Origin of the sequence: Streptomyces sp. NPDC020379, from assembly GCF_044387105.1 — a bacterium.
Classification (GTDB): Bacteria; Actinomycetota; Actinomycetes; order Streptomycetales; family Streptomycetaceae; genus Streptomyces.
The window spans coordinates 115,825-136,070 of sequence record NZ_JBIRVR010000005.1; the positions used below are offsets into that span (position 1 = coordinate 115,825).

Genomic DNA, 20,246 nt, shown 5'->3' on the forward strand with positions numbered 1-20,246 from the left:
CCCGGCTCATCGCCCGGTGGCCTTGGCCAGGGCGTCCGCGATGCCCTGGAGCTGGGCGCTCTGCCACTGCTGGAAGGTGGCGTCGGCCGGGGCGAGGGTCTCGGTGACGGTGGCCACCGGAATGCCCGCGTCCTTGGCCTCCTTGACCTGTGCCCGCACGTCGGGCGTGGAGTTCTGGGAGTTGTAGACGTAGATCTTGATCTTCTTGTTCTTGATCTGGTCGTCGATGGCGGTCTTGTCCTTGGCCGTGGGGTCCGTGCCCTCGCTCATGGCGTCGAGGAAGGTCTCGGGGGTGAGCATCTTCAGCCCGAGCCCCTCGGAGAGGGGGGTGACGATCGACTCCGACGCGCCGATCGGAGTGCCCGCGTACTTGCCCTTTATCTCCGATATGAGCTTGGTGTACGGGGCGAGATCCTTGCCCTCGTAGGCGGTCTTCCGCTGGTCGAAGTAGGCGGCGTCGGCGGGGTCGGCCTTCTTGTAGTCCTCGGTGATCCTCTCGATGACCTTGTGGACGTCGTCCGGGGAGTACCAGCGGTGCGGGTTCCCGCCCTCCTTCACGCCGACGAGGTCGCCGACCTTCAACTCGTCCCGCCCGCTGGCGGGGTTGGCGGCGAGGAGCTTGTCGGCCCAGGCGTCGTAGCCGATGCCGTTCACGATGGCGTACCGGGCGCCGGCCACGGTGCGGGCGTCGGCGGCCTTGGGCTCGTAGTCGTGCGGGTCGGTGTCGGGGTTGGTGATGACGCTGGTGACGTGCACATGGTCGCCGCCGAGCTGGGTGGCGATGCTGCCCCAGAAGTTCTCCGCCGCCACCACCTCGATCTTCTTGCCCGATCCGGAGCCGCTCGCGGCCGGCGCGCTGCCGTCCGCCTTCGAGCCGGAGGAGGACGAGGTCGAACAGGCGGTGGCGGTCACGGCCGTCAGGGCCGCCACGGCGGCGACGAGGGTGGTCCGGGCGGATGGTCGCGGAAATCGGGACGTGGTCGCGGTGGGCATGGGGGCTCCTTCGGGGCGTGCCGGTGGCGCTGCGGCTCACTCCGGCGTGCGGGACTCGCCCATGAACGTAAGTGGAAACGATTTTCATATCAACGTTAGATGAAAACCATTGCCATCTTTTGACTGGAGTGCGACCATCCGGACCAGACCATGCGCGCCTCCTGACGGATCCCGCCCCCTGTGCGGCTCGCCGCGGTTGCCGGCTGCTCTTGCTACGACCGGGAGCCGATCCGCGTGGGCCGGCTCGCGCGGCCGAATGTGACATGCGATGAGTGCCTACGGCGGAGGTGGTGGCCCGCTTGTCCCGGGCGACGGCGCTGACCCGGTGAGCTGGATCATGCCGAACAGTGCTTCATGCGTGCGGAAGCGAACAGAGCCCTGACGGTGTTGTAGGAGATGTGCAGGATATGGGCGATCTGGTGGAAGCTGTACCCGCGCGACACGAGGTCGAGAACCTGCCTCTCCCGCTGTGTGCAGGAGGCGTAGGCCGTCGGCCGGGCGGTGACGGTGGCGCGTGCGGGAGCCGCGTGAGCCGGTACGGCGCCCATGGTGACCAGGGACGCGGCCATGAGCGCGGCGGCGCATAGCTGTTGGCTTCGGGACATGGACGCCGTGCGGTTTCCCTGACGCGTGGCATGGCCTGTCGTCCGCATCATCATCTCCACTTCGCGCTGCCGACGCCTGAGTCGGCGCCGAGGGCAGGGTGAGGACGCGGGGCCGGTGACCGGGCGGCCGTGGCCCTCCGTCAGGATGACGATCCCGGCCCGCTGAGGTCCGACCGCTTTCCGGCCATTGCCCGCACTCCCCGGCCGGCAGCGGCCGTCCTCCAGTTCGGCGAGTCGGGCGGCATGTGCGTCGGCGGGCCCCGACGATGCCGACGGGCGGGTGTCCGGCCCTGACCGATGGTTGGAGAATCTCGGCAGCGAACGCGACTGGGGTCATGTCACCGCGCCGGGCGTTCAGGTCGGTCGCGGCGGCCGAAGGGGTGGGGATGACGGAGATCCGCAGCGAGTTGATCCGCGCATTGCCCGGTGTGCTGAAGGCACACGCTGAGCGAGCGGGAGAGAGGATCGCGTTCCAGGACGCGTACCGGGGCGTCACGTACAAGGAGCTGGAGGAGCGGACCGGCCGCCTGGCGGGCCACCTGGTGCGGCTGGGGGTGCGCAGGGGTGACCGGGTGGCGCTCCTGCTGGGCAACCGGGTGGAGACGGTGGAGAGTTCCCTCGCGGTTCTGCGAGCCGGAGCCATGGGCGTTCCGGTCGATCCCGGGGCCGCGGACGCCGAGCTCGCGTACTTCCTCGACGACAGCGGGGCGGTCGCGGTGGTCACCGAGGACACACTGCTCCCACGGGTCTTGCGACTGGCGGCCGGACGGCCACGGCTGCGGTCGCGGGTCCTTGTGGCGGTCGCGGGCGAGGCGGGCGCGGGTGCGCACGACTTCGAACGGCTCGCCGGGTCGGATCCGGGACGCTCGCCCCGGGACGACCTCGGCCTGGACGAGGCGGCCTGGATCCTCTACACCTCGGGTTCGACCGGGCGGAGCAAGGGCGTGGTCTCCAGCCAGCGCGCCGCGCTGTGGTCCGTGGCGGCGGCCTACGTCCCGTTGTGGGGCCTGGAACCGGAGGACCGGTTGCTGTGGCCGCTGCCGATGTTCCACGCCTACGCCCATTCGTTGTGCCTGCTGGGCGTGGTGGCCGTGGGCGCGAGCGCGTACCTCCTCGACCGGGGCGCGAGCGTCGCGAAGGCGCTCACTGAACAACGGTTCACCATCGTGGCCGGTGTGCCCGCCACCTACCGCCTGCTCACGAGCGCGGCCCGTGAAGCCTCGCGGCCGCCGGCCGGCCTGCGTCTGTGCGTCACCGCGGGCGCACCGTGTCCCCCCGGACTGCGGGCGGACGTAGCGGAGTTGCTCGGCGTACCGCTCCTCGACGGCTACGGCAGCACCGAGACCTGCGGGAAGATCACGGTCGACCGGCTCGAAGGTCCTGACGGTCTGCCGGTGCCTGGCGTCGAGGTGCGGCTGACCGATCCGTCCGGTGGCGAGGACGTCGCTGACGGGGACGAGGGGGAGATCCGGGTCCGCGGCCCGAACCTGATGCTCGGGTATCACGAACGCCCGGACGACACCGCCCGGGCGTTCCAGGACGGCTGGTACCGCACAGGGGATCTCGGCCGCCGCGTCCGGCACGGCGGTCTGCGCGTCACCGGCCGGGTCAGGGAACTGATCATCCGTGGCGGCGAGAACATCAACCCGGTCGAGGTCGAGCAGGCGCTGCTCGCCTGCCCCGGTGTCGTGGACGCGGCCGTCGTCGGCAGGCCGCACGACGTGCTGGGCGAGGTGCCGGTCGCGTTCGTGGTCGCCGGCCCGCGGCGCGGTGTCGACACGGACCGGGTACGGGCTCTGTGCCGGGAGCGGCTGTCGGGCTTCAAGGTGCCCGACGAGGTGTACGAGACCGGCTCCGTGCCGCGTACCTCCTCCGGCAAGACCGACCGTCCCGCGCTGGCCCGCCAACTGGCCGAACGGCTCGGGCTGGAGCGCGAGGCCACGTCCTCCGCCCTGCGGCGGAGCCTGGCGGAGCTGACCTCGTCCGCGCGGTACGGGGCCGTGTTGCGTCTCGTCCTCGCCGCGACGGCGCACGCGAGCGGGGTGCCGGAGCGGGAGCTGGAACCGGGCCGGCCCTTCACCGCCTCCGGGATCACGTCCCTCGCGGGTGTGCTGCTGCGTGACCGGCTGGGCGCGGTCACCGGCGTGCAGTTGCCCGCGACCTTGGTGTTCGACCACCCGACGCCCGCCGCCGTGGCGGAATTCCTGGGGAGCGAGCTGCTCGGTGACCCGGCTCCGGACGGCGCTGCCCGCAGGGTACGTACGCCGGTGACAGAACCGGTGGCCGTCGTCGCGATGGCCTGCCGGTATCCGGGCGGCGTGACCTCGCCCGAGGAGCTGTGGCGGCTCGTCGCGGACGGGATCGACGCGACCTCGGACGTCCCCGACGACCGCGGCTGGGACCTGCCCGGCCTCTTCGACCCCGACCCCGACCGGCTCGGCACGTCCGTCACCCGCCGCGGCGGCTTCCTGCGCGGGGCGGGCGACTTCGACGCGGCCTTCTTCGGGATGTCCCCGCGGGAGGCGCTGGCCACCGACCCGCAGCAGCGGCTCCTGCTGGAGACCACCTGGGAGGTCCTGGAGCGGGCCGGCATCGACCCGACGGCCCTGCGCGGCAGCGACACCGGCGTCTTCGTCGGCGTGATGCACGACGACTACGCCGGCCGTCTTCTGCACCATGGCCCGCACGAGTTGGAGGCGCATCTCGCCCTGGGCTCGGCGGGCAGCGTGGCCTCGGGCCGTATCGCCCATGCCCTGGACCTGCGCGGGCCCGCCGTGACCGTGGACACCGCCTGCTCGTCGTCGCTGGTGGCGATGCACTCGGCGGCACAGGCGCTGCGGTCCGGCGAGTGCTCGCTGGCCGTGGCCGGCGGCGTCACGGTGATGGCCACCGCAGTGCCGTTCGTCGTGTTCAGCAGACTGCGCGGCCTGGCGCCGGACGGCCGGTGCAAACCGTTCTCGGCCGCGGCCGACGGCACCGCCTGGGCCGAGGGCGCCGGCGTCGTCCTGCTGGAGCGGTTGTCCGATGCCCGGCGCAACGGCCATCCGGTGCTGGCCGTGCTCCGGGGCTCGGCCGTCGGTTCCGACGGCGCGTCCAACGGCCTGACCGCGCCGAACGGCCCGGCCCAACAGGAGGTGATCCGCCGGGCCCTGGATGATGCCGGGCTGTCCCCGGCCGACATCGACACGGTCGAGACGCACGGCACCGGTACCGCGCTCGGTGACCCCATCGAGGCCCAGGCGCTGCAGGCCGCGTACGGGCGGGAGCGGCCCGAGGACCGGCCGCTGTGGCTCGGGGCGCTCAAGTCCAATGTCGGACACACCCAGGCCGCGGCCGGTACAGGCGGTGTCATCAAGACGGTCCTGGCGATGCGCCACGGACGGCTGCCGCGCGTTCTGCACTGCGAGGAGCCGTCACCGCGGGTGGACTGGTCGTCGGGCGCCGTACGGCTCCTGACGCGCGAGGAGGACTGGCGCCCGGCCCGGCCCGGCGGCCCGCGCCGGGCCGGGGTGTCCGCGTTCGGCATCGGCGGGACCAACGCCCACGTCATCCTGGAGGAGGCGCTTGAGGAACCCGTTGCGGAGGTGCCTGCCGAGCCCTGGAGGGCGGTGCCACCACTGCTGCTGTCGGGCGCGGATCCGCGGGCCCTGCGCGCGCGGGCCGGGCAGGTGGCGGCTCTGATGCGGGAGCGGCCCCGGCTGTCCGCGCTGGACGTCGCGTTCTCCCTGGCGACGACCCGGGCGGCACTCGCGCATCGGGTGGCTGTGACCGGAGGGGATCGCGAGGCGCTGCTCAGCGCCCTTGACGCGGTGGCGTCTGCAAGCACCGAGGTGAGGCCGGTCGCGCCTGCCGGGCGCCTGGCACTGCTGTTCTCCGGCCAAGGTGCGCAACATCACGGGATGGGACGGGAGCTGCACAGGACGTTCCCCGGATTCGCGGCCGCCTTCGACGCCTTGTGCGCACGGTTCGACGCCATCGGCGACCTGGAGCGCCCGCTGCGCGCCGTGCTGTGGGCGGACGAGGGCACGGGTGACGCCGCTCTGCTGGACAGGACCGACTTCGCGCAAGCGGGGCTGTTCGTCCACGAAGTGGCCCTGTTCCGGCTGCTGGAGTCCTGGGGAGTGCGGCCGGACGCCGTGGCCGGGCACTCCGTCGGCGAGTTGGCGGCTGCCCACGTCGCGGGCGTCCTGCCGGAGCCGGCGGCGGTGGAGCTGGTCGCGGCCCGCGGGCGGCTGATGCGGCAACTGCCCGGTGACGGCGGCATGGTGGCTCTGGAGGCCACCGAGGGTGAGGCGGCGGAAGAACTGGCCGATCTGGCAGACCTCGTGGCGATCGCGGCGGTGAACGGTCCCTGGTCGGTCGTCGTCTCAGGGGAAGAGGAAGCCGTCCGCACCGTCGCCGCCCGGTTCACCGCGCGCGGACGCCGCACCACGCGGCTGCGGACCGCGCATGCCTTCCACTCACCGCTGATGGAACCGATGCTCGCCGAATTCGGCCGCATCGCGTCGGGCATGACCTACGGGAAGCCGCGTATCCCGGTGGTATCGACCATGACAGGGCGTCAGGCCGAGGGGGACGACCTGCGTTCGGCGACGTACTGGGTGCGCCACGCCCGCGAAACCGTACGGTTCGGCGACGCGGTGCGACACCTCGTCAACGACGAGCGGGTGACCGCCTGTGTGGAGGTGGGCCCGGACGCGCAGCTCACGGCGGCCGCCCTGGCCGGCGTCGCGGGGGAGCGCGAGGACTTGGTGTTCACGGCCACCACGCGGGCCGGTGCGCCGGAGCCGGAGGCGGTCCTGGCCGCGCTCGGCCGACTGCACGCGCACGGCCTGCCGGTGGACTGGCCCCGGGTCTACGCGGGCAGCGGCGCACGGCGGGCGGACCTGCCGACCTACCCCTTCCAGCGGCAGCGCTACTGGCTGGAGGACACCGTCGCCCTGGCGCCCGCCGGTGCCGGGCATCCTCTGCTGACCGGGACGACGACCACCGTCCCGGGCACGGAACGCCTGTTGTGCGTCGGCCACCTCTCCACCGCGGCCCAGCCGTGGCTGCGCGACCACGTCATCTCCGGGCAAGTGCTCGTCCCCGCTGCCGCGTTCGCCGAGATGGTCATCCACGCGGGCGAGGCGTGCGGGCTGGAAGTCGTCGAGGACCTCGTGCTGCTGGCCCCGCTGCCGGTGTCCGGCAGCGGGGACGGGTTCCAGATACAGGTGCTCCTCGGTGAGCCGGACGCCTCCGGCCGCCGCGCCGCGGATGTCCACTCCCGCCCGCGGGAGGCGGGCCCGCTGGGCGCCTGGACGCACCACGCGACCGGGCGGCTCGGCCCGGCCACCGGACGGGGCAGCCATGGGGCCTCAAAGTGGCCGCCTCCGGGCGCTGTGCCCATGGACCTCACAGGCGCCTACGAGCGCCTGGCCGATGCCGGTCACGCGTACGGTCCTGCCTTCCGCGGCGTCACGGGCGTCTGGCGAGGACCGGACGAAGAGGTCTTCGCCGAGGTGCGCCTGCCCGGGGCGACGAGCGCTGATGCCGGTCGGTACGGCCTTCATCCCGCCCTGCTGGACGCCGCGTTGCACGCCGCACTGCTCGCCGCGCCCAGCACCGGTCCCGCCCGGATGCCCTTCGCCTGGCGCGGTATGCGCCTCTACGCCGTGGGTGCCACGGCGCTGCGCGTACGCATCCGCACCACCGGTCCGGACACGGTCGCGGTGGACCTCACCGACCCCGCGGGAAGGCCGGTGGCCCGGGTGGACGCGTTGACCACCCGGCCCGTACCGGAAGCCACCGGTGCCATGGAGGAGAGCGCGGCCGGGGGTCTGTACGGCCTGCGCTGGGTCGCCGTCGTGGCCGAGGGCGACGGGCCGCTCCTGTCCGTGGCGCAACCCGACGACCTCGGCCTCGGCTCCGTGCTCTCCGCACCGTCGGACGCGCCTGGGGCGGTGGTGGTCTCCCTGTCCGGCCCCTCCTCGGCCGCCGGCCCGGTCGCGGACACCCATGCCCTGACCGCCCGTGCCCTGGCCGTGCTCCAGACCCACCTGTCCGCCCCGGCCGCGCCGGGATCGCGCCTGGTCGTGGTGACCCGCGGCGCCACCGCCGCCGCGCCGGACCTCCCGGCCGCCGCGGTGTGGGGCCTGGCGCGTGCCGCACAGGCGGAACATCCCGGGCGTCTCACGCTCGTGGACACCGATGGCCGGCCCGACTCCCTGCGCCTGCTCCGCGCCGCCGTCACCACCGGCGAGCCCCAACTCTCCCTCGCCGGAGGCGCCGTGCGCGTGCCGCGGCTGGCCACCACCGACACGCCACGGCGCGGTCTCCCGGCAGGTGGCACGGTCCTGGTGACGGGCGGCACCGGAGCACTCGGCAGCCTGCTGGCCCGGCACCTTGTCAGCCGGCACGAGGTCCGCCACCTCGTCCTCGTCAGCCGTCATGGCCTCCGGTCGCCGGCCGCGCGACAACTGAGGTCAGAACTGCGGGAGTCCGGCGCCCGCGTGGACGTGATCGCGTGTGATGCCGCCGACCGCTCCCGGCTGGCCGCCGTCGTGCAGACGTACGCACCCGGGCTGAGCACTGTCGTGCACGCCGCCGGGGTCCTGGACGACGGCGTGCTGGAGGCCCTGACACCCGGGCGGCTGGCCGCGGTGCTGCGGCCGAAGGCGGACGCGGCCTGGAACCTGCACGAGCTGACGCAGCATCTGCCCCTCTCGCACTTCGTCCTGTTCTCCTCGGCGGCCGGGCTCCTGGGCACCGCGGGCCAAGCCAACTACGCCGCCGCGAACACCTTCCTGGACGCGCTCGCGCAGTACCGCGCCGGCCTCGGCCTGCCGGCGCTTTCGCTCGCCTGGGGCCCGTGGGCGGGCGGGGAGGGAATGGCCGCGCGTACCGCCGCTCCCGGCCGGGCCCTGGACGGCGTGCTGCGCGCCGTCTCCCCCGCACAGGGGCTGGCGATGTTCGACGCCGCGCTGGGCAGCGGCGAACCGGTGCTGGCCCCCTTGCTGTTGGACCGTTCACGCCGGGCGGCCACCGCCGGGCAGCAGCTGCCACCGCTTCTGCGCGGGCTGTTGCGTACGGCCCGCCCGGCGGCCGGAGCCGGTGACGACTCCGGGCCCGAGGCCGGAGCATGGCGGGCACGGCTCGGCGCGCTGCCCGCGTCCGACCGGGCACCGGCCCTGCTCGAACTCGTGCGTGAGGAAGTCGCCACCGTGCTCGGCCATGCCGGTGCGTCCGCCGTCGCCCCGGACCGTCCCTTCGCCGAACTGGGCTTCGACTCCCTGACCGGAGTGCTGCTGCGCAACCGGCTCAGCGCGCTTACGGGCCTGCCCTTGCCCGCCACCGTCGTTTCCGACCGGCCCAGCACCGCGGAACTGGCGGATCATCTCGGCGAGGAGCTGGGCAGAGCCCTGCCCGAAGGGGACTCTCCCGAGCGGGGAACGGTACGGCCGCCGCAGGCCCTCGCCTCCCTCTACCGGCGCGTGTGCGAGACCGGCGACGTCGTGTCGGCCATGCATCTGCTGGTGACCGCCTCGCTCGCCCTGCCCGCCTTCGGCCACGCCGACAGCGCCCGGCACGAACTCGCGCCCCTCAAGCTGGCCGAAGGCACAGCCGGCCCCGCGCTCGTGTGCTTCCCCGGTTTCTCGCCCGCCCTCGGCGGCCCCTGGCACGCCACGCTGGCCTCCTCCTTCGACGGCGAACGGGACGTCCTCGAGATCCAGCACCCCGGCGTCCGGCACGGCGAAGCCGTCCCCGACGACTGGCAGACCCTCGTGGGCCTGCACGCCGGCACCGTGCGCGAGCACCTCGGCGACCGCCCGTACGCCGTCCTCGGCTCCTCGATGGGAGGCTGCCTCGCGCACGCGGTGGCCGCACGCCTCGCGGCGACCGGCACACCACCGCTCGGCCTCGTCCTCATCGACACCTACCACGTCACCCCGGACCTCGAGAACGAGCCGTGGCTGCTCGCCCTGCCCGCCCGCGTCCCCTTGCAGTGGGGTGAGCGGTTCGACACCGCCGTGGACGACATGTCCATGGCCGCCCTCGGCGCCTACACCCGTCTCGCCCGTGGCTGGTACCCGGAACCGACCGACATCCCCACCCTGCTGCTCCGCGCCACCGAACCGCCGCCGCGGCCGCCCGCCCACGGCAGGTCCGGGGCGCGGGCGGGGGAGTGGCGAGCGGCCTGGCCCGTGCCGCACACCACCGTGGACGTCCCCGGCGACCACTGGAGCATGACCGAGCAGCACGCGCACACCACGGCGGAGGCCATCAGGGCATGGTTGGGCACACGCTTCACGGCCACCGGTGACGCCCGGGCGTGACGCGCGTCCGTCTCCGGATCACTCGCCGCCGAGGCCGCCTCCTTGGGGATCAAGGTGACGATCGCCGACTGGTGGGAGGTGGCTCTCGGCGTCGGGTTCCCCCGGAACGGACCTCAAGTCGGCGTGCATGACAGCGCAGCGGCCTGATCCGTCTTCGCCCACCGGCATGGGTGAACCCGTAACGAACCGGGGACAGGGGGCAACCGGAGCTGATGTCGAGCTCCTCATCAAGGCGACGGGGCCGCCTGCTTTGAGTCAAGTGCCTGGAGACGCGGGGCGGTTGAGGTGCTCCGGGAGGAGCATCTGAGGGGAATCCAACGCAGGAGGCAGTCGGTTCTGTCCGGTGAGGAGGGAAACGAGCTCGGTGCCCAGGCGGGGTCGAGCGGAGGTTCGTGGAGAAGGCGCGCATTGACCCCCCGGGCTGCTTGGCCCGGGCCGACGCGGGAGGACGGACCATTGACGAGACACGACCATCCGACGGCGCGGGGCCGTCGACGGCGGTGGACGGCCGCCGCGGTCGCCGTCCCGGCCGTGCTGGCGGCGCTGGCCGCGAACGTGACGCTGACCGCCACGACAGCGCGGGCCGTGAACGGTGACGGGAGTTCGCCGTTCGCCACGTACAACATGCACGGTTCCGACAACGGCTTACGGTGGCGCTCGGAGATCCAGCCGCTGGCCGCGAACAATCAGGTGGTGATGGTGCAGGAGGCGGGTGCCGGGCCGCCCCTGCCGAGGGACGACCACCGGACCAACTTCCGGGGTATCCGGCTCACGCCGAACCGCGATCCCCAGCCCAGTTCCGTCACATTCGTGACCTGGCCGGAAGCCGGCCCGAACCACAGCGACCGCTATGTGTACTACCTCCAGACCGACCCCCGCAGGGTCGGCGCCACGACCCTGGACACCTGGGACGGCGGCCAGATGAACCTGGCGACGGTCACCGACACCCCGGCCAACGAGGTCCGCGTGCTGGAGAACGCGTTCTACAATCCGGACCCGAACGCCCCGAACAACCGCTACCGGGCGCGCCCCCTGCTCGGTCTGCGGTTCGGCGACACCTGGTACTGGAACACCCATGCCCGCGGTGAGGACGTGACCGGACGGGCGGGCATGCCCGGACTGCTCGACCAGGTCCGCGCCTTCATGGCCACACCGGGCCAGGGCGGCCGGAACTGGGTCCTGGCCGGCGACTTCAACGTGAACATCCTCAACCGCACCAACGACCAGGCCCGCAATCAGACGCTGCGCCTGCGAGCGGGCGAGAATCTGCTGCGCACCGGCCAGCCGACGTACATCGGCGGTGACGAGCCCAGCGAGCTGGACTACGCGGTCACGCACGGCCTGCCCGGGGGGTTCGCCGCGACCCGTCCGGGAGGCGGCGGTTCCGACCATGTGCCCGTGCTCTTCGCCCGGACCCCGCCGCCGGCCCAGCAGCCACGTCCGTCCCACGTCTTCCACAGTGTGCTGGCCACACCGACGGGGCGGCTGCTGCAGGAGAACCCGGACCGCTCGTTCGCGGTCGGGGACGCCCGCTACAACGGCAGCCAGACCTTCGGGATGTTCACCACCGGCGCGCTCACCCACTACCTGCAGAACATCGACACGGGCGACTGCATCGCCCTCGCGTCGGGTGCCCGCCGGGACGTGGCCTCCCCGATCGTGGCGGGCAAGTGTGACGACCCGCGCGCGCAGTGGACGGTCAGCCACCTGGAGGACGACCCGCAGCCGAACGAGGACGGCGGTGGACCGCAGCGCTGGCGGAACGTGGCCTTCCCCGGGCTCTGCCTGACCCCGGGCAACACCTCGGTGACCGCCACGCCGTGCACCGACAACCCCGGCCAGCGGTGGTGGGACAGCGCGGCCTCCGTGCCCGTGAGCTGGCAGACGACCGGCGACAACGTACGCCTGGAGTCCGCGTTCCTCGGCGGCCGGCTGCGGCGGGCCGGCAACGTCCCCGGGACCTTCGTCTACACGGCGCCCACCCCGCCCCGCTGGTGGTGGATCTACTGGCTGGCCTACGAGCGCAAGGACTTCGGCTGGAACATCCAGCGGATCAGCCGCGACGACAACCTGGTCCGCTTCCAGAGCCTCGACGGCACCAACCAGTGCCTGGGCAGCCGGGACGAGCACGCCACCACGCGAACGGGCGCTGTGCTCCAGGGCTGTGACGACCCCCGCGGCGTCGCCGGCGCAGGACAGCGCTGGCTGGCCGAGGCATACGCGGACGGCACCGTCCGCTACCGCAACGAGGCCAACCACCTGTGCCTGCTGGCCCCCGACGCCGACCACGGCACCGTCAGCCTCTACAAGTGCGAGGACATCCCCGCCGAGCGCTGGAACGCGGTGAACCCCTGAACCCCACCGGGCCGCCTGGACCTCCGTACCACCGGCCCAGGCGGCCCGGGCGCCGTCCACCGTGTGCGGGGCGAGCCGGTCCAGGATCGCGTCCTGAGCCCGGAACCGACCATGAAGACGGTGATCGCCGCTTCGGCGGAGGACAGCCGCGATCGCGGTCGGCGGCGTGACGATTTCGATCAACTCACGTTCATGGAGCTGGGCGTTGGCCGTGATCGAAGTCTGTCGCTTGCGCTGCGTGCTCCCAGCGACCGGCGCACAGCACCTCTCGCTCCCCGGTGCTCCTCGTGAAATACCGGGCTCGCACGCCGAACCGGCGGGCCCCGCGCGCCGGTGGCGGTCAGTGAGGTTCGTCGGCGAACGGGCCCTCGTCGACGAAGCGGCGCAGCTGGCGCGCGAAGGTCTGGGCGTCCGCCTGTGGCCAGGTGGCGAGCGAGGACTCGATGCCGGCCGCCAGGCGCTGCCTGGTGACCGACACGATGCCGTGACCCTGCTCGGTCAGCGCGAGGAGGGTCGCGCGGCCGTCGGCCGGATCGGGCTGGCGCCGGAGCAGGCCGGCCTGCTCCAGCCGGTCGGCGCGGCGGGTCACGGTGGTGCGGTCCAGTCCGATCTCACGGCCCAGGTCGGCGGCGCTGCACGCCCCGGTCCGGGCCAGGCCGCTGAGGACCGGATACGTGAGGTCGTCGACCGCTTCCCCCAGCCCCTCGGTCAGCTGGGCGTAGAGGCGGGCGCGAGTGCTCCGCCGCAGGAGCAGGCCCAGCGCATCGGCGATGTCGTGTCCCGTCGAGTTCTTCACCCCTCCAGATTAGCGTGCGCAGCGCACGCTTTTCCTGTACGGTCATAAGCGTGCTTCAGGCACGCATATCCGACCGATGTCCGGCGGGCCAACTCCCGCACCCGACCGAAGGAATCCCCATGAACCGCACCGATGCCCGCGCCGCCCTCACCGACCTGCTCCTCACCCCGGGCCTCGACCTCGACGAGGCCGCCGACCGGCACTTCGCCCCCGACTACCGCCAGCGCACCGACGGAAGCTGGGCGAACCGCACCGAGTTCCTCGCCCACATCGCCCACCTGCGCACGGTCGTCGCCGGCGGCTCGGTCGAGGTGCACGACGAACTCTCGTCCGGCGACCGCTACGCCGACCGCCACACGATGGAGGTCATCAAGGCCGACGGCTCCACCGTTCGCATGGAGGTCTACCTCTTTGCCGAGTTCGCCCCGGACGGTCGCTTCCGCCGCATCGAGGAGACCACCCTCATGCTCGAAGGCGCCGACGCCGACCGGAACCTCGGCAGCGCCCGCTGAGCCGCATCGCCCACCTGACGCCATGAGGCCGCCGCTCGTGTCCCAGCGCATCGGCGCGCGGCCGTCATGGCGCGTCATCCGAAGAGTGAGAGGAAGTGGTCGTCGTGCTCGATGTGCTCATCGCCGGGGCCGGCCCGGTGGGGCTCTGGCTCGCCGCGGAATTGCGCCTGCACGGGGTGGAGGTGGCCGTCGTGGAACGCCGGGCGGCACCGGACGGACGGTCGCGCGCGGTCGGCATGCAGGCCGGCACGCTGGACACCTTTGCCACCCGTGGCCTCGCGGAGCGGTTCATCGAACGCGGCACCCCGGTGCCGACCGGCCACTTCGGCGCGGCGGCCACCCGGCTGGACTTCTCCACCGTCGGGGCGGTGCACCCCTTCATGCTGGCGCTCGGTCAGTCCGTCACCGAACAGCTCCTGGAGGAGCACGCGGTCGCCGTGGGTGCCCGCGTGCTGCGCGGGGAGGAGGTCGTCTCGCTCACCCAGGGGCCGGACGCCGTCGAGGTGGTGATCCGGGCCGGAGGCACCCATCGGACCGTGCGGGCCCGCTGGGTGGTGGGCTGCGACGGCACCCGCAGCGCGGTGCGCCAGGCGGCCGGCATCGGCTTCCCCGGTCAGGACACCACCCTGACCGGGTGGCTCGCCGACGTCGAGCTCGACGATCCGCCCGCCGCGCCGCTCGCCGCCGCCGGGCCGGCCGGTTCGTTCCTGGCGGCCCCGATCGGCGACGGCGTCCATCGGCTGGCGGGCCTCTCCACGGCCACCATGCACCACGGCACCGGCGAACCGCTGACCCTGGAGGAGGTGCGCGAGCAGGCCCGCGCGCTGCTGGGACGGGATCTGGGCATCCGCGACCCCCGGTGGCTCTCGCGCTACGGCAATGCCACCCGCCAGGCCGCGCGGTACCGGGCCGGACGGGTGCTGGTCGCCGGGGACGCGGCGCACATGTTCTTCCCGGCCGGTGGGCAAGGCATGAACCTCGGTATCCAGGACGCCACCAACCTGGGCTGGAAACTGGCCGCCACCCTCCAGGGCCGGGCCCCCGACGGACTGCTCGACAGCTATGACACGGAGCGCCGGCCGGCCGCCCGCGCCGTCATCGACAACACCCGTGCGCAGCTCGCCCTGTTCGCCGCCGCGAGCCCGGAGCAGACAGCGCTGCGCGAGGTCTGGTCCGCCGCGCTCGCCGAACCGCGGACCAACCGCCGGTGGGCCCGCCGGATCGCCGGATTCGACGACCCGCTCCCCGCCGGCACCCCTCCCGGCGCGCATCCGCTGAACGGCACCCGACTGGCCGGCCTCGCCCTGGACGCGGCCGACGCACCCACCGCCCACCCGTTGATGCACCACGGCCGACCACTGCTGCTGGACCTCGGCGGGACGCGGACACCGTGCTCCGCGGATGGCCTGGAGCGGCGGGCGGGAACCGTCAACACCAGGACGGCGCACGCGATCTGGCGGGACGTCACCGCCGTACTGATCCGGCCGGACGCCCGGATCGCCTGGGCCGGCACCGACACCGACCCGCGGCGCCGGGCCAGGGACTGCCTCGCCGCCCTGCGCGCCTTGTGCCGGTGAACGCCGCCCGCCGGGCCTGTCTGCCGGGCCTCGCCCGGCGGCCCTCTCTCGCGGATCAGGCCGGATCACCGCCCGGCAGGTCCCGCCACGGATCGGGGTGGGTGGCCCTCGGTCCTGAGACCGTGGTGGGGTGGCCCTCGGTCCTGCGAGGTTCGCGGTCATGCCGCGGCGGGCCCGGAAGGATTGTCCGAGGAGATGGCCGCGTTCGAAGCGGGCTCCGGCGCGGGCGAGGGTGATGAGGCGGGATTCACGGCCCGCCCCGGGGCCAGGTCGGATCGAACGCAACTTCTTCGCATTAAGCTGTGTGCATGAGTGCCCGAGCGACCACACGCCCCGGCGGGCGCAGCGCCCGCGTCCAGCAGTCCGTGCATCAGGCCGTCCGCGATCTGGAGGCGGAGGTGGGGCGCGACGCGCTCACCGTGCCGCTGGTCGCCGCCCGCGCCGGAGTGACGCCGTCCACCATCTACCGGCGCTGGGGGGATCTGCGGGAACTGCTGTCCGACGTGGCCGTCGAGCGGCTGCGCCCCGACACCTCGCCGGCCGATCACGGCAGTCTGCGGGCGGACCTGGAGGCGTGGACGACGCAGTTCGCGGAGGAGATGTCCTCGACGGCGGGCCGCACGTACATCCGCGACGCCCTGCTGGGCGACCCCGGGCAGGGCAACGCGGCGCGCTGCTCCGACTACGCCGCCGAGCAGTTGAAGGCCATCGGCGTGCGCGCGGCCGGGCGCGGGGAGGCCGTGCCCGATGTGGAGAGCCTGCTGGATGTGGTCGTCGCCCCCCTGATGTACCGCATCCTGTTCCGTCCCTCGGATCTGTCGGCGGCCTACACCGACCACCTCGTGGCGACGGCGCTCGGCGGCCGGAGTTCCGCTCCCCCCACACCTAAAAGCTAAAGGTTTGCGTTTTGGATGCGCGGGGGCCTACTCTTCCTAACGCAAAGCGTTTGCCTTTAGGTGTGAGAGGTCTCCATGCTCAGCGTCGCAGCCCCGCCGTCCCCTCCCCGCCGTCTGCCCGTGCTGGACCGCCGCAGCGCCTTTTTCCTCCACGCCTCCGTCCTCGTCGCCCTGCTGGCCGCCTCGAGTGCGCCGACCCCTCTCTACGCCCTCTATCAGGCCGAATGGCGCTTCTCGGCGATGACGGTCACCGTCGTGTTCAGCGCCTACGCGCTCTCCCTGCTCGGCGCACTGCTGACCGCGGGCACGCTCTCGGACCACCTGGGCCGGCGCCCGGTCCTCACCGGCGCGCTGCTCACGGAGGCCGCCGCGATGGCCGTCTTCGCCACCGCCCAGGGCGTGATGGCGCTGATCGCCGCCCGGATCCTGCAGGGCCTGGCCACCGGCGTGGCCACCGCCGCCGCCGGAGCCGCCCTGCTCGACTTCGAGGACCCCGAGCGCCCGGGCCGGGCGACGCTCGCCAACGGCATCACCCCCGTGGCCGGCATGGCGGCCGGCGTGCTGGCTTCCACCGCCTTCGTGCAGTACGCCCCCGCCCCCACCCGCACCGTCCACCTCCCGCTGCTCCTGCTGTTCACCGCGCAGGCGGCCGCAGTGCTGCTCACCACCGAGACCGCACACCCCCACTCCGGTGCGTGGCGCTCCCTGCGTCCCGGCATCGCCGTCGCCCCCGCCTCCCGCCCGGCCATGCGGCTTCTCGCCCCCGGCGTCGTCGCCGCCTGGGCGCTGGGCGGCTTCTACTCCTCCCTCGGTCCCTCGCTCGCCCGGCTCATCGCCCCGCACACCTCCCGCGCCACCGGCGGCCTGGTCTTCTTCACCCTGACGGCCGCGGCTGCCCTCGCCGTCCACGCCGCGCGGCCGCTGCCCGCCCGCACCGCGAGCTCCGTCGGCACCGCGCTCCTGATCCCGGGGGCCCTGCTGACCCTGAGCGCGCCCCACCTGAACAGCCTGCCCGCCCTGTTCGCCGGCACCGCCCTGGCGGGCACCGGCTTCGGCGCCGTCACCCAGGGCGCCCTGCGCCTGCTGCTGTCCCCGGCCGCCCCGGGCGAACGCGCCGGCACGCTCGCCGCCTACTACGTCGTCAGCTACCTGGCCATGAGCATCCCCGCCGTCCTCGCCGGCCTGCTGACCAACCTGTACGGCCTGCGGACCGCCGTCTCGCTCTACGCCGTGACGGTCGTCCTGCTGACCCTGACCGGCCTCGCCCGCGCCGTGCGGCAGCCGAGCACCGGCTGACCGGTTCTGCTTTCCCGCCCCGCCCCGCCCCATTCGAAAGGCCCCACCGATGAGCACCGCCTCGCCCCGTCAGGCCACTTCCTCCACCAGCGCGGGATGGAGCCTCGGCGACATCACCGTACGCCGCGTCGACGAGATCGAACTGCCGCGCCAGACCGGACCCTGGCTGCTGCCGGACGCCACCAAGGAGGTGCTGGACGAGGCATCGTGGCTGCGCCCCGACTTCGCCGACGCCGACGTCCCGCGCCTGGCGAGCCACAGCTTCGCGGTGGAGGCGGGCGGGCTGCGGATCGTCGTGGACACCGGCATCGGCAACGGCAAGACCCGGGCCAACCCGGCCTGGGACGGTCTCGACACCGCCTTCCCGCAGCGCCTGGCAGCGGCCGGCTTCGCGCCCGAGTCCGTGGATCTGGTGATCACCACGCACCTGCACACCGACCACGTCGGCTGGAACACCCGCCTCGCCGGTGAGGACTGGGTTCCCGCCTTCCCGGGCGCCCGCTACGTCACCAGCCGCACCGAATGGGACCACTGGGCCGCCACCGACCTGGACGAGGCCCGCGCCCAGATGTTCCGCGACTCCGTCACCCCTGTCCGCGACGCCGGACAGTACGACCTCGTGGACGTGCCCGAGCAGGGGCACGAGGTGGCGCCGGGCGTCTTCCTGGTCCCCGCCCCGGGCCACACCCCGGGGCAGGTCGCCGTGGAACTGCGCGGCAGTGACCGCCGGGCGCTGATCACCGGCGACAGCATCCACCACCCCGTGCAGCTGTCCCACCCCCACGTGCACAGCTGCGTCGACATCGACCCCGCCCAGGCGATCCGCACCCGCGCCCGGCTGCTCGACGCTCTGGCGGACACCGACGCGCTGCTCCTGGGCACCCACTTCCCGCGGCCCACGGCCGGCACCGTCCGCCGGGAGAGCGGCCGTTACCGGCTGCTCGCCGAGCACGGCGCGGAGATGCCGGCCACCGCGGCCTGACCACGCGACCGGTCCCGAGTGGCCGGTCCCGCTCGGCCGCTCCCGCACGGGCCGCCGGGCTACCGCGGCGTCCGCAACCGCCTCAAGCGAATCCTTGGCCTTCAGAGCGCCGGTCACTCCGCCGCTCCCCCCTCCACCGAGAGCGAGAACACCCATGTCCGCCGTCGAACTCACACCGCCGGAGGCCGCCCGCTGGGCCGCCCGCGCCGGTCTGGTGCTGCCCACCGAGCGTCACGCCGCGGTCGCCGCGGTCGCCAACCACATCCACAGCGTCGTCGCGGTCCTGCGCGAGCTGGACTTCGCGGACGTCCCGCCCGCCGCTGCCTACCGCGCCGGAGAGGAGAAGCGCGATGCAGCCGTATGAGCTGTCCCTCGCCGCCGCCGCGGACGCGATACGTGCCCGGCGGCTGTCCCCGGTCGAACTGGTCGACTCCGTCCTCGATCGCGTCGAGAAGGCGGAGCCGCATCTCGGCGCCTACGTCACGGTCGCCGCGGAGCAGGCCCGCCGGGCGGCGGGCGAAGCCGAACACGAAGTGGCGCGAGGCCGATACCGGGGACCGCTGCACGGCATCCCGATGGGGCTCAAGGACCTGATCGATGTCGGCGGGATGGCCACCACGGCCAGCTCCCGGGTCCGTGCCGGCCATCGCGCGCCGGCGGACAGCACGGTCGCCGCGCGGCTGAGCGCGGCCGGCGCGATCCTGCTCGGCAAGACCCACACCCACGAATTCGCGTTCGGCCTGACCACCCCGCAGACCCGCAACGCCTGGGACCCCGGCCGGGTCGCCGGTGGCTCCAGCGGCGGCTCCGCGGTCGCCGTCGCGTCGGGCACCGCGACCTTCGCCCTGGGCACCGACACCGGCGGGTCGATCCGGGTGCCCGCCGCGCTCAACGGGGTCGTCGGCCTCAAGCCGACCTACGGTCTCGTCCCCCGGCACGGCGTCACCTCCCTGTCCTGGTCGCTGGACCACGTCGGCCCGGTCACCCGCACCGTCGAGGACGCGGCCCTGGTCCTGACCGCGCTGGCCGGACACGATCCGCGCGACCCCGCCTCGCTGTCCGTGCCCGTCACGGACTACCGGCCCGGTGCCGGCACGGACCTGACGGGGCTGCGTGTCGGGGTGCCGCGCACCTATTACTTCGACAACGTCCACCCGGAGGTGGAGACCGCCGTCCGGCAGGCCATCGGGCAGCTGGAGGCCCTGGGCGCACGGCTCGTCGAGGTCCACATCCCGATGACCCGCTACATCCAGGCCACCCAGTGGGGCCTGATGGTGCCGGAGGCCGGCGCCTACCACGAGGACAGCCTGCGCACGGTCCCCGAGCTGTACCAGGAGGACGTCCGCATCCTCCTGGAGGCGAGCGAGTTGATGAGCGCCCGTGACTACGTACGCGCTCAACGCTCCCGCACCCTCATGCGCGCCGAGTGGGCGCGGATGCTGGAGGAAGCCGACGTGATCGCCGCCCCGAGCGTCCCGATGCCCGCGGTCGGGGCCGACGAGGCTACGGTCACCTGGCCCGACGGCACGGCCGAGAGCGTCTCCGACGCCTATGTGCGCCTTTGCGCCCCCGCCAACATCACCGGAGTGCCCGCCCTGACCGTTCCGGTCGGCCACGACGCGGCGGGCATGCCCATCGGCATGCAGCTGCTCGGCCGGCCCCTCGGTGAGCCCACGCTCCTGCGGGTCGGCCACGCCTACGAGCAGACGCGGCCCGCCCGGGCACTCGCCACAGTGGCTTGATCCTTCGCGCTTCCCGGCCGGCACGCGGCACCTCGTCGGCCGGGCAGCGCGCCCGCGCTTCCGGGCGGCCTCCTCCCGGGCCGGGAAGCGCACCCGGCGGAGCACGGCGAGCGCATCGCGTCCCGCGTGCGCCACCTTGCCGGACGCCCGGTGGTCACCGCGTTTCGTCCTCCCGCC

At 73.4% G+C, this 20,246-nt stretch carries 12 protein-coding genes; 9 read left to right on the top strand and 3 right to left on the bottom strand.

Annotated elements, in window-relative coordinates:
- Positions 1-6: 6 nt before the first annotated feature.
- Complete coding sequence (locus ACH427_RS08655) at positions 7-993, bottom strand: metal ABC transporter solute-binding protein, Zn/Mn family (protein ID WP_398868686.1); 987 nt, start codon at positions 991-993, stop codon at positions 7-9.
- Between the two features lie 335 nt (positions 994-1,328).
- Positions 1,329-1,598 carry a LuxR C-terminal-related transcriptional regulator gene (locus ACH427_RS08660; RefSeq protein WP_398868687.1) on the bottom strand — a complete coding sequence of 90 codons (270 nt, stop codon included), beginning with the start codon at positions 1,596-1,598 and terminating at the stop codon, positions 1,329-1,331.
- Positions 1,599-1,984: 386 nt separating this feature from the next.
- On the opposite strand from ACH427_RS08660, the gene ACH427_RS08665 reads away from it, so the two are divergent.
- Both ACH427_RS08665 and ACH427_RS08670 read left to right on the top strand, forming a co-directional pair.
- Positions 1,985-9,913 (top strand): SDR family NAD(P)-dependent oxidoreductase, encoded by a 7,929-nt coding sequence (locus tag ACH427_RS08665; RefSeq protein ID WP_398868688.1) that lies wholly within the window; start codon positions 1,985-1,987, stop codon positions 9,911-9,913.
- A gap of 456 nt (positions 9,914-10,369) precedes the next feature.
- On the top strand, positions 10,370-12,268 hold the full coding sequence (locus ACH427_RS08670) for a hypothetical protein (RefSeq protein WP_398868689.1): 1,899 nt from the start codon (positions 10,370-10,372) through the stop codon (positions 12,266-12,268).
- A gap of 340 nt (positions 12,269-12,608) precedes the next feature.
- On the opposite strand, the gene ACH427_RS08675 is transcribed toward ACH427_RS08670, so the two are convergent.
- A complete protein-coding gene (locus ACH427_RS08675) occupies positions 12,609-13,064 on the bottom strand; it encodes a MarR family winged helix-turn-helix transcriptional regulator (protein WP_398868690.1) in 456 nt (151 codons plus the stop codon).
- A gap of 119 nt (positions 13,065-13,183) precedes the next feature.
- On the opposite strand from ACH427_RS08675, the gene ACH427_RS08680 reads away from it, so the two are divergent.
- The 7 genes from ACH427_RS08680 to ACH427_RS08710 all read left to right on the top strand — a co-directional run bounded on the left by ACH427_RS08680 (position 13,184) and on the right by ACH427_RS08710 (position 20,069).
- A complete protein-coding gene (locus tag ACH427_RS08680; protein WP_398868691.1) occupies positions 13,184-13,576 on the top strand; it encodes a nuclear transport factor 2 family protein in 393 nt (130 codons plus the stop codon).
- 104 nt (positions 13,577-13,680) lie between these two features.
- Positions 13,681-15,153 carry an FAD-dependent monooxygenase gene (locus ACH427_RS08685; protein ID WP_398868692.1) on the top strand — a complete coding sequence of 491 codons (1,473 nt, stop codon included), beginning with the start codon at positions 13,681-13,683 and terminating at the stop codon, positions 15,151-15,153.
- 308 nt (positions 15,154-15,461) lie between these two features.
- Positions 15,462-16,049: a TetR/AcrR family transcriptional regulator gene (locus ACH427_RS08690; protein ID WP_398868693.1), complete on the top strand. Its 588-nt coding sequence runs from the start codon at positions 15,462-15,464 to the stop codon at positions 16,047-16,049.
- Between the two features lie 75 nt (positions 16,050-16,124).
- The gene (locus tag ACH427_RS08695; protein WP_398868694.1) at positions 16,125-17,345 is read left to right on the top strand and encodes an MFS transporter; all 1,221 of its coding nucleotides are present in this window, start codon (positions 16,125-16,127) and stop codon (positions 17,343-17,345) included.
- Between the two features lie 49 nt (positions 17,346-17,394).
- Positions 17,395-18,327: an MBL fold metallo-hydrolase gene (locus tag ACH427_RS08700; RefSeq protein ID WP_398868695.1), complete on the top strand. Its 933-nt coding sequence runs from the start codon at positions 17,395-17,397 to the stop codon at positions 18,325-18,327.
- Between the two features lie 154 nt (positions 18,328-18,481).
- A complete protein-coding gene (locus tag ACH427_RS08705; protein ID WP_398868696.1) occupies positions 18,482-18,691 on the top strand; it encodes a hypothetical protein in 210 nt (69 codons plus the stop codon).
- Positions 18,678-20,069 (top strand): amidase, encoded by a 1,392-nt coding sequence (locus ACH427_RS08710; RefSeq protein WP_398868697.1) that lies wholly within the window; start codon positions 18,678-18,680, stop codon positions 20,067-20,069. Before ACH427_RS08705 ends, ACH427_RS08710 begins: the two co-directional genes overlap by 14 nt.
- Positions 20,070-20,246 lie beyond the last annotated feature (177 nt).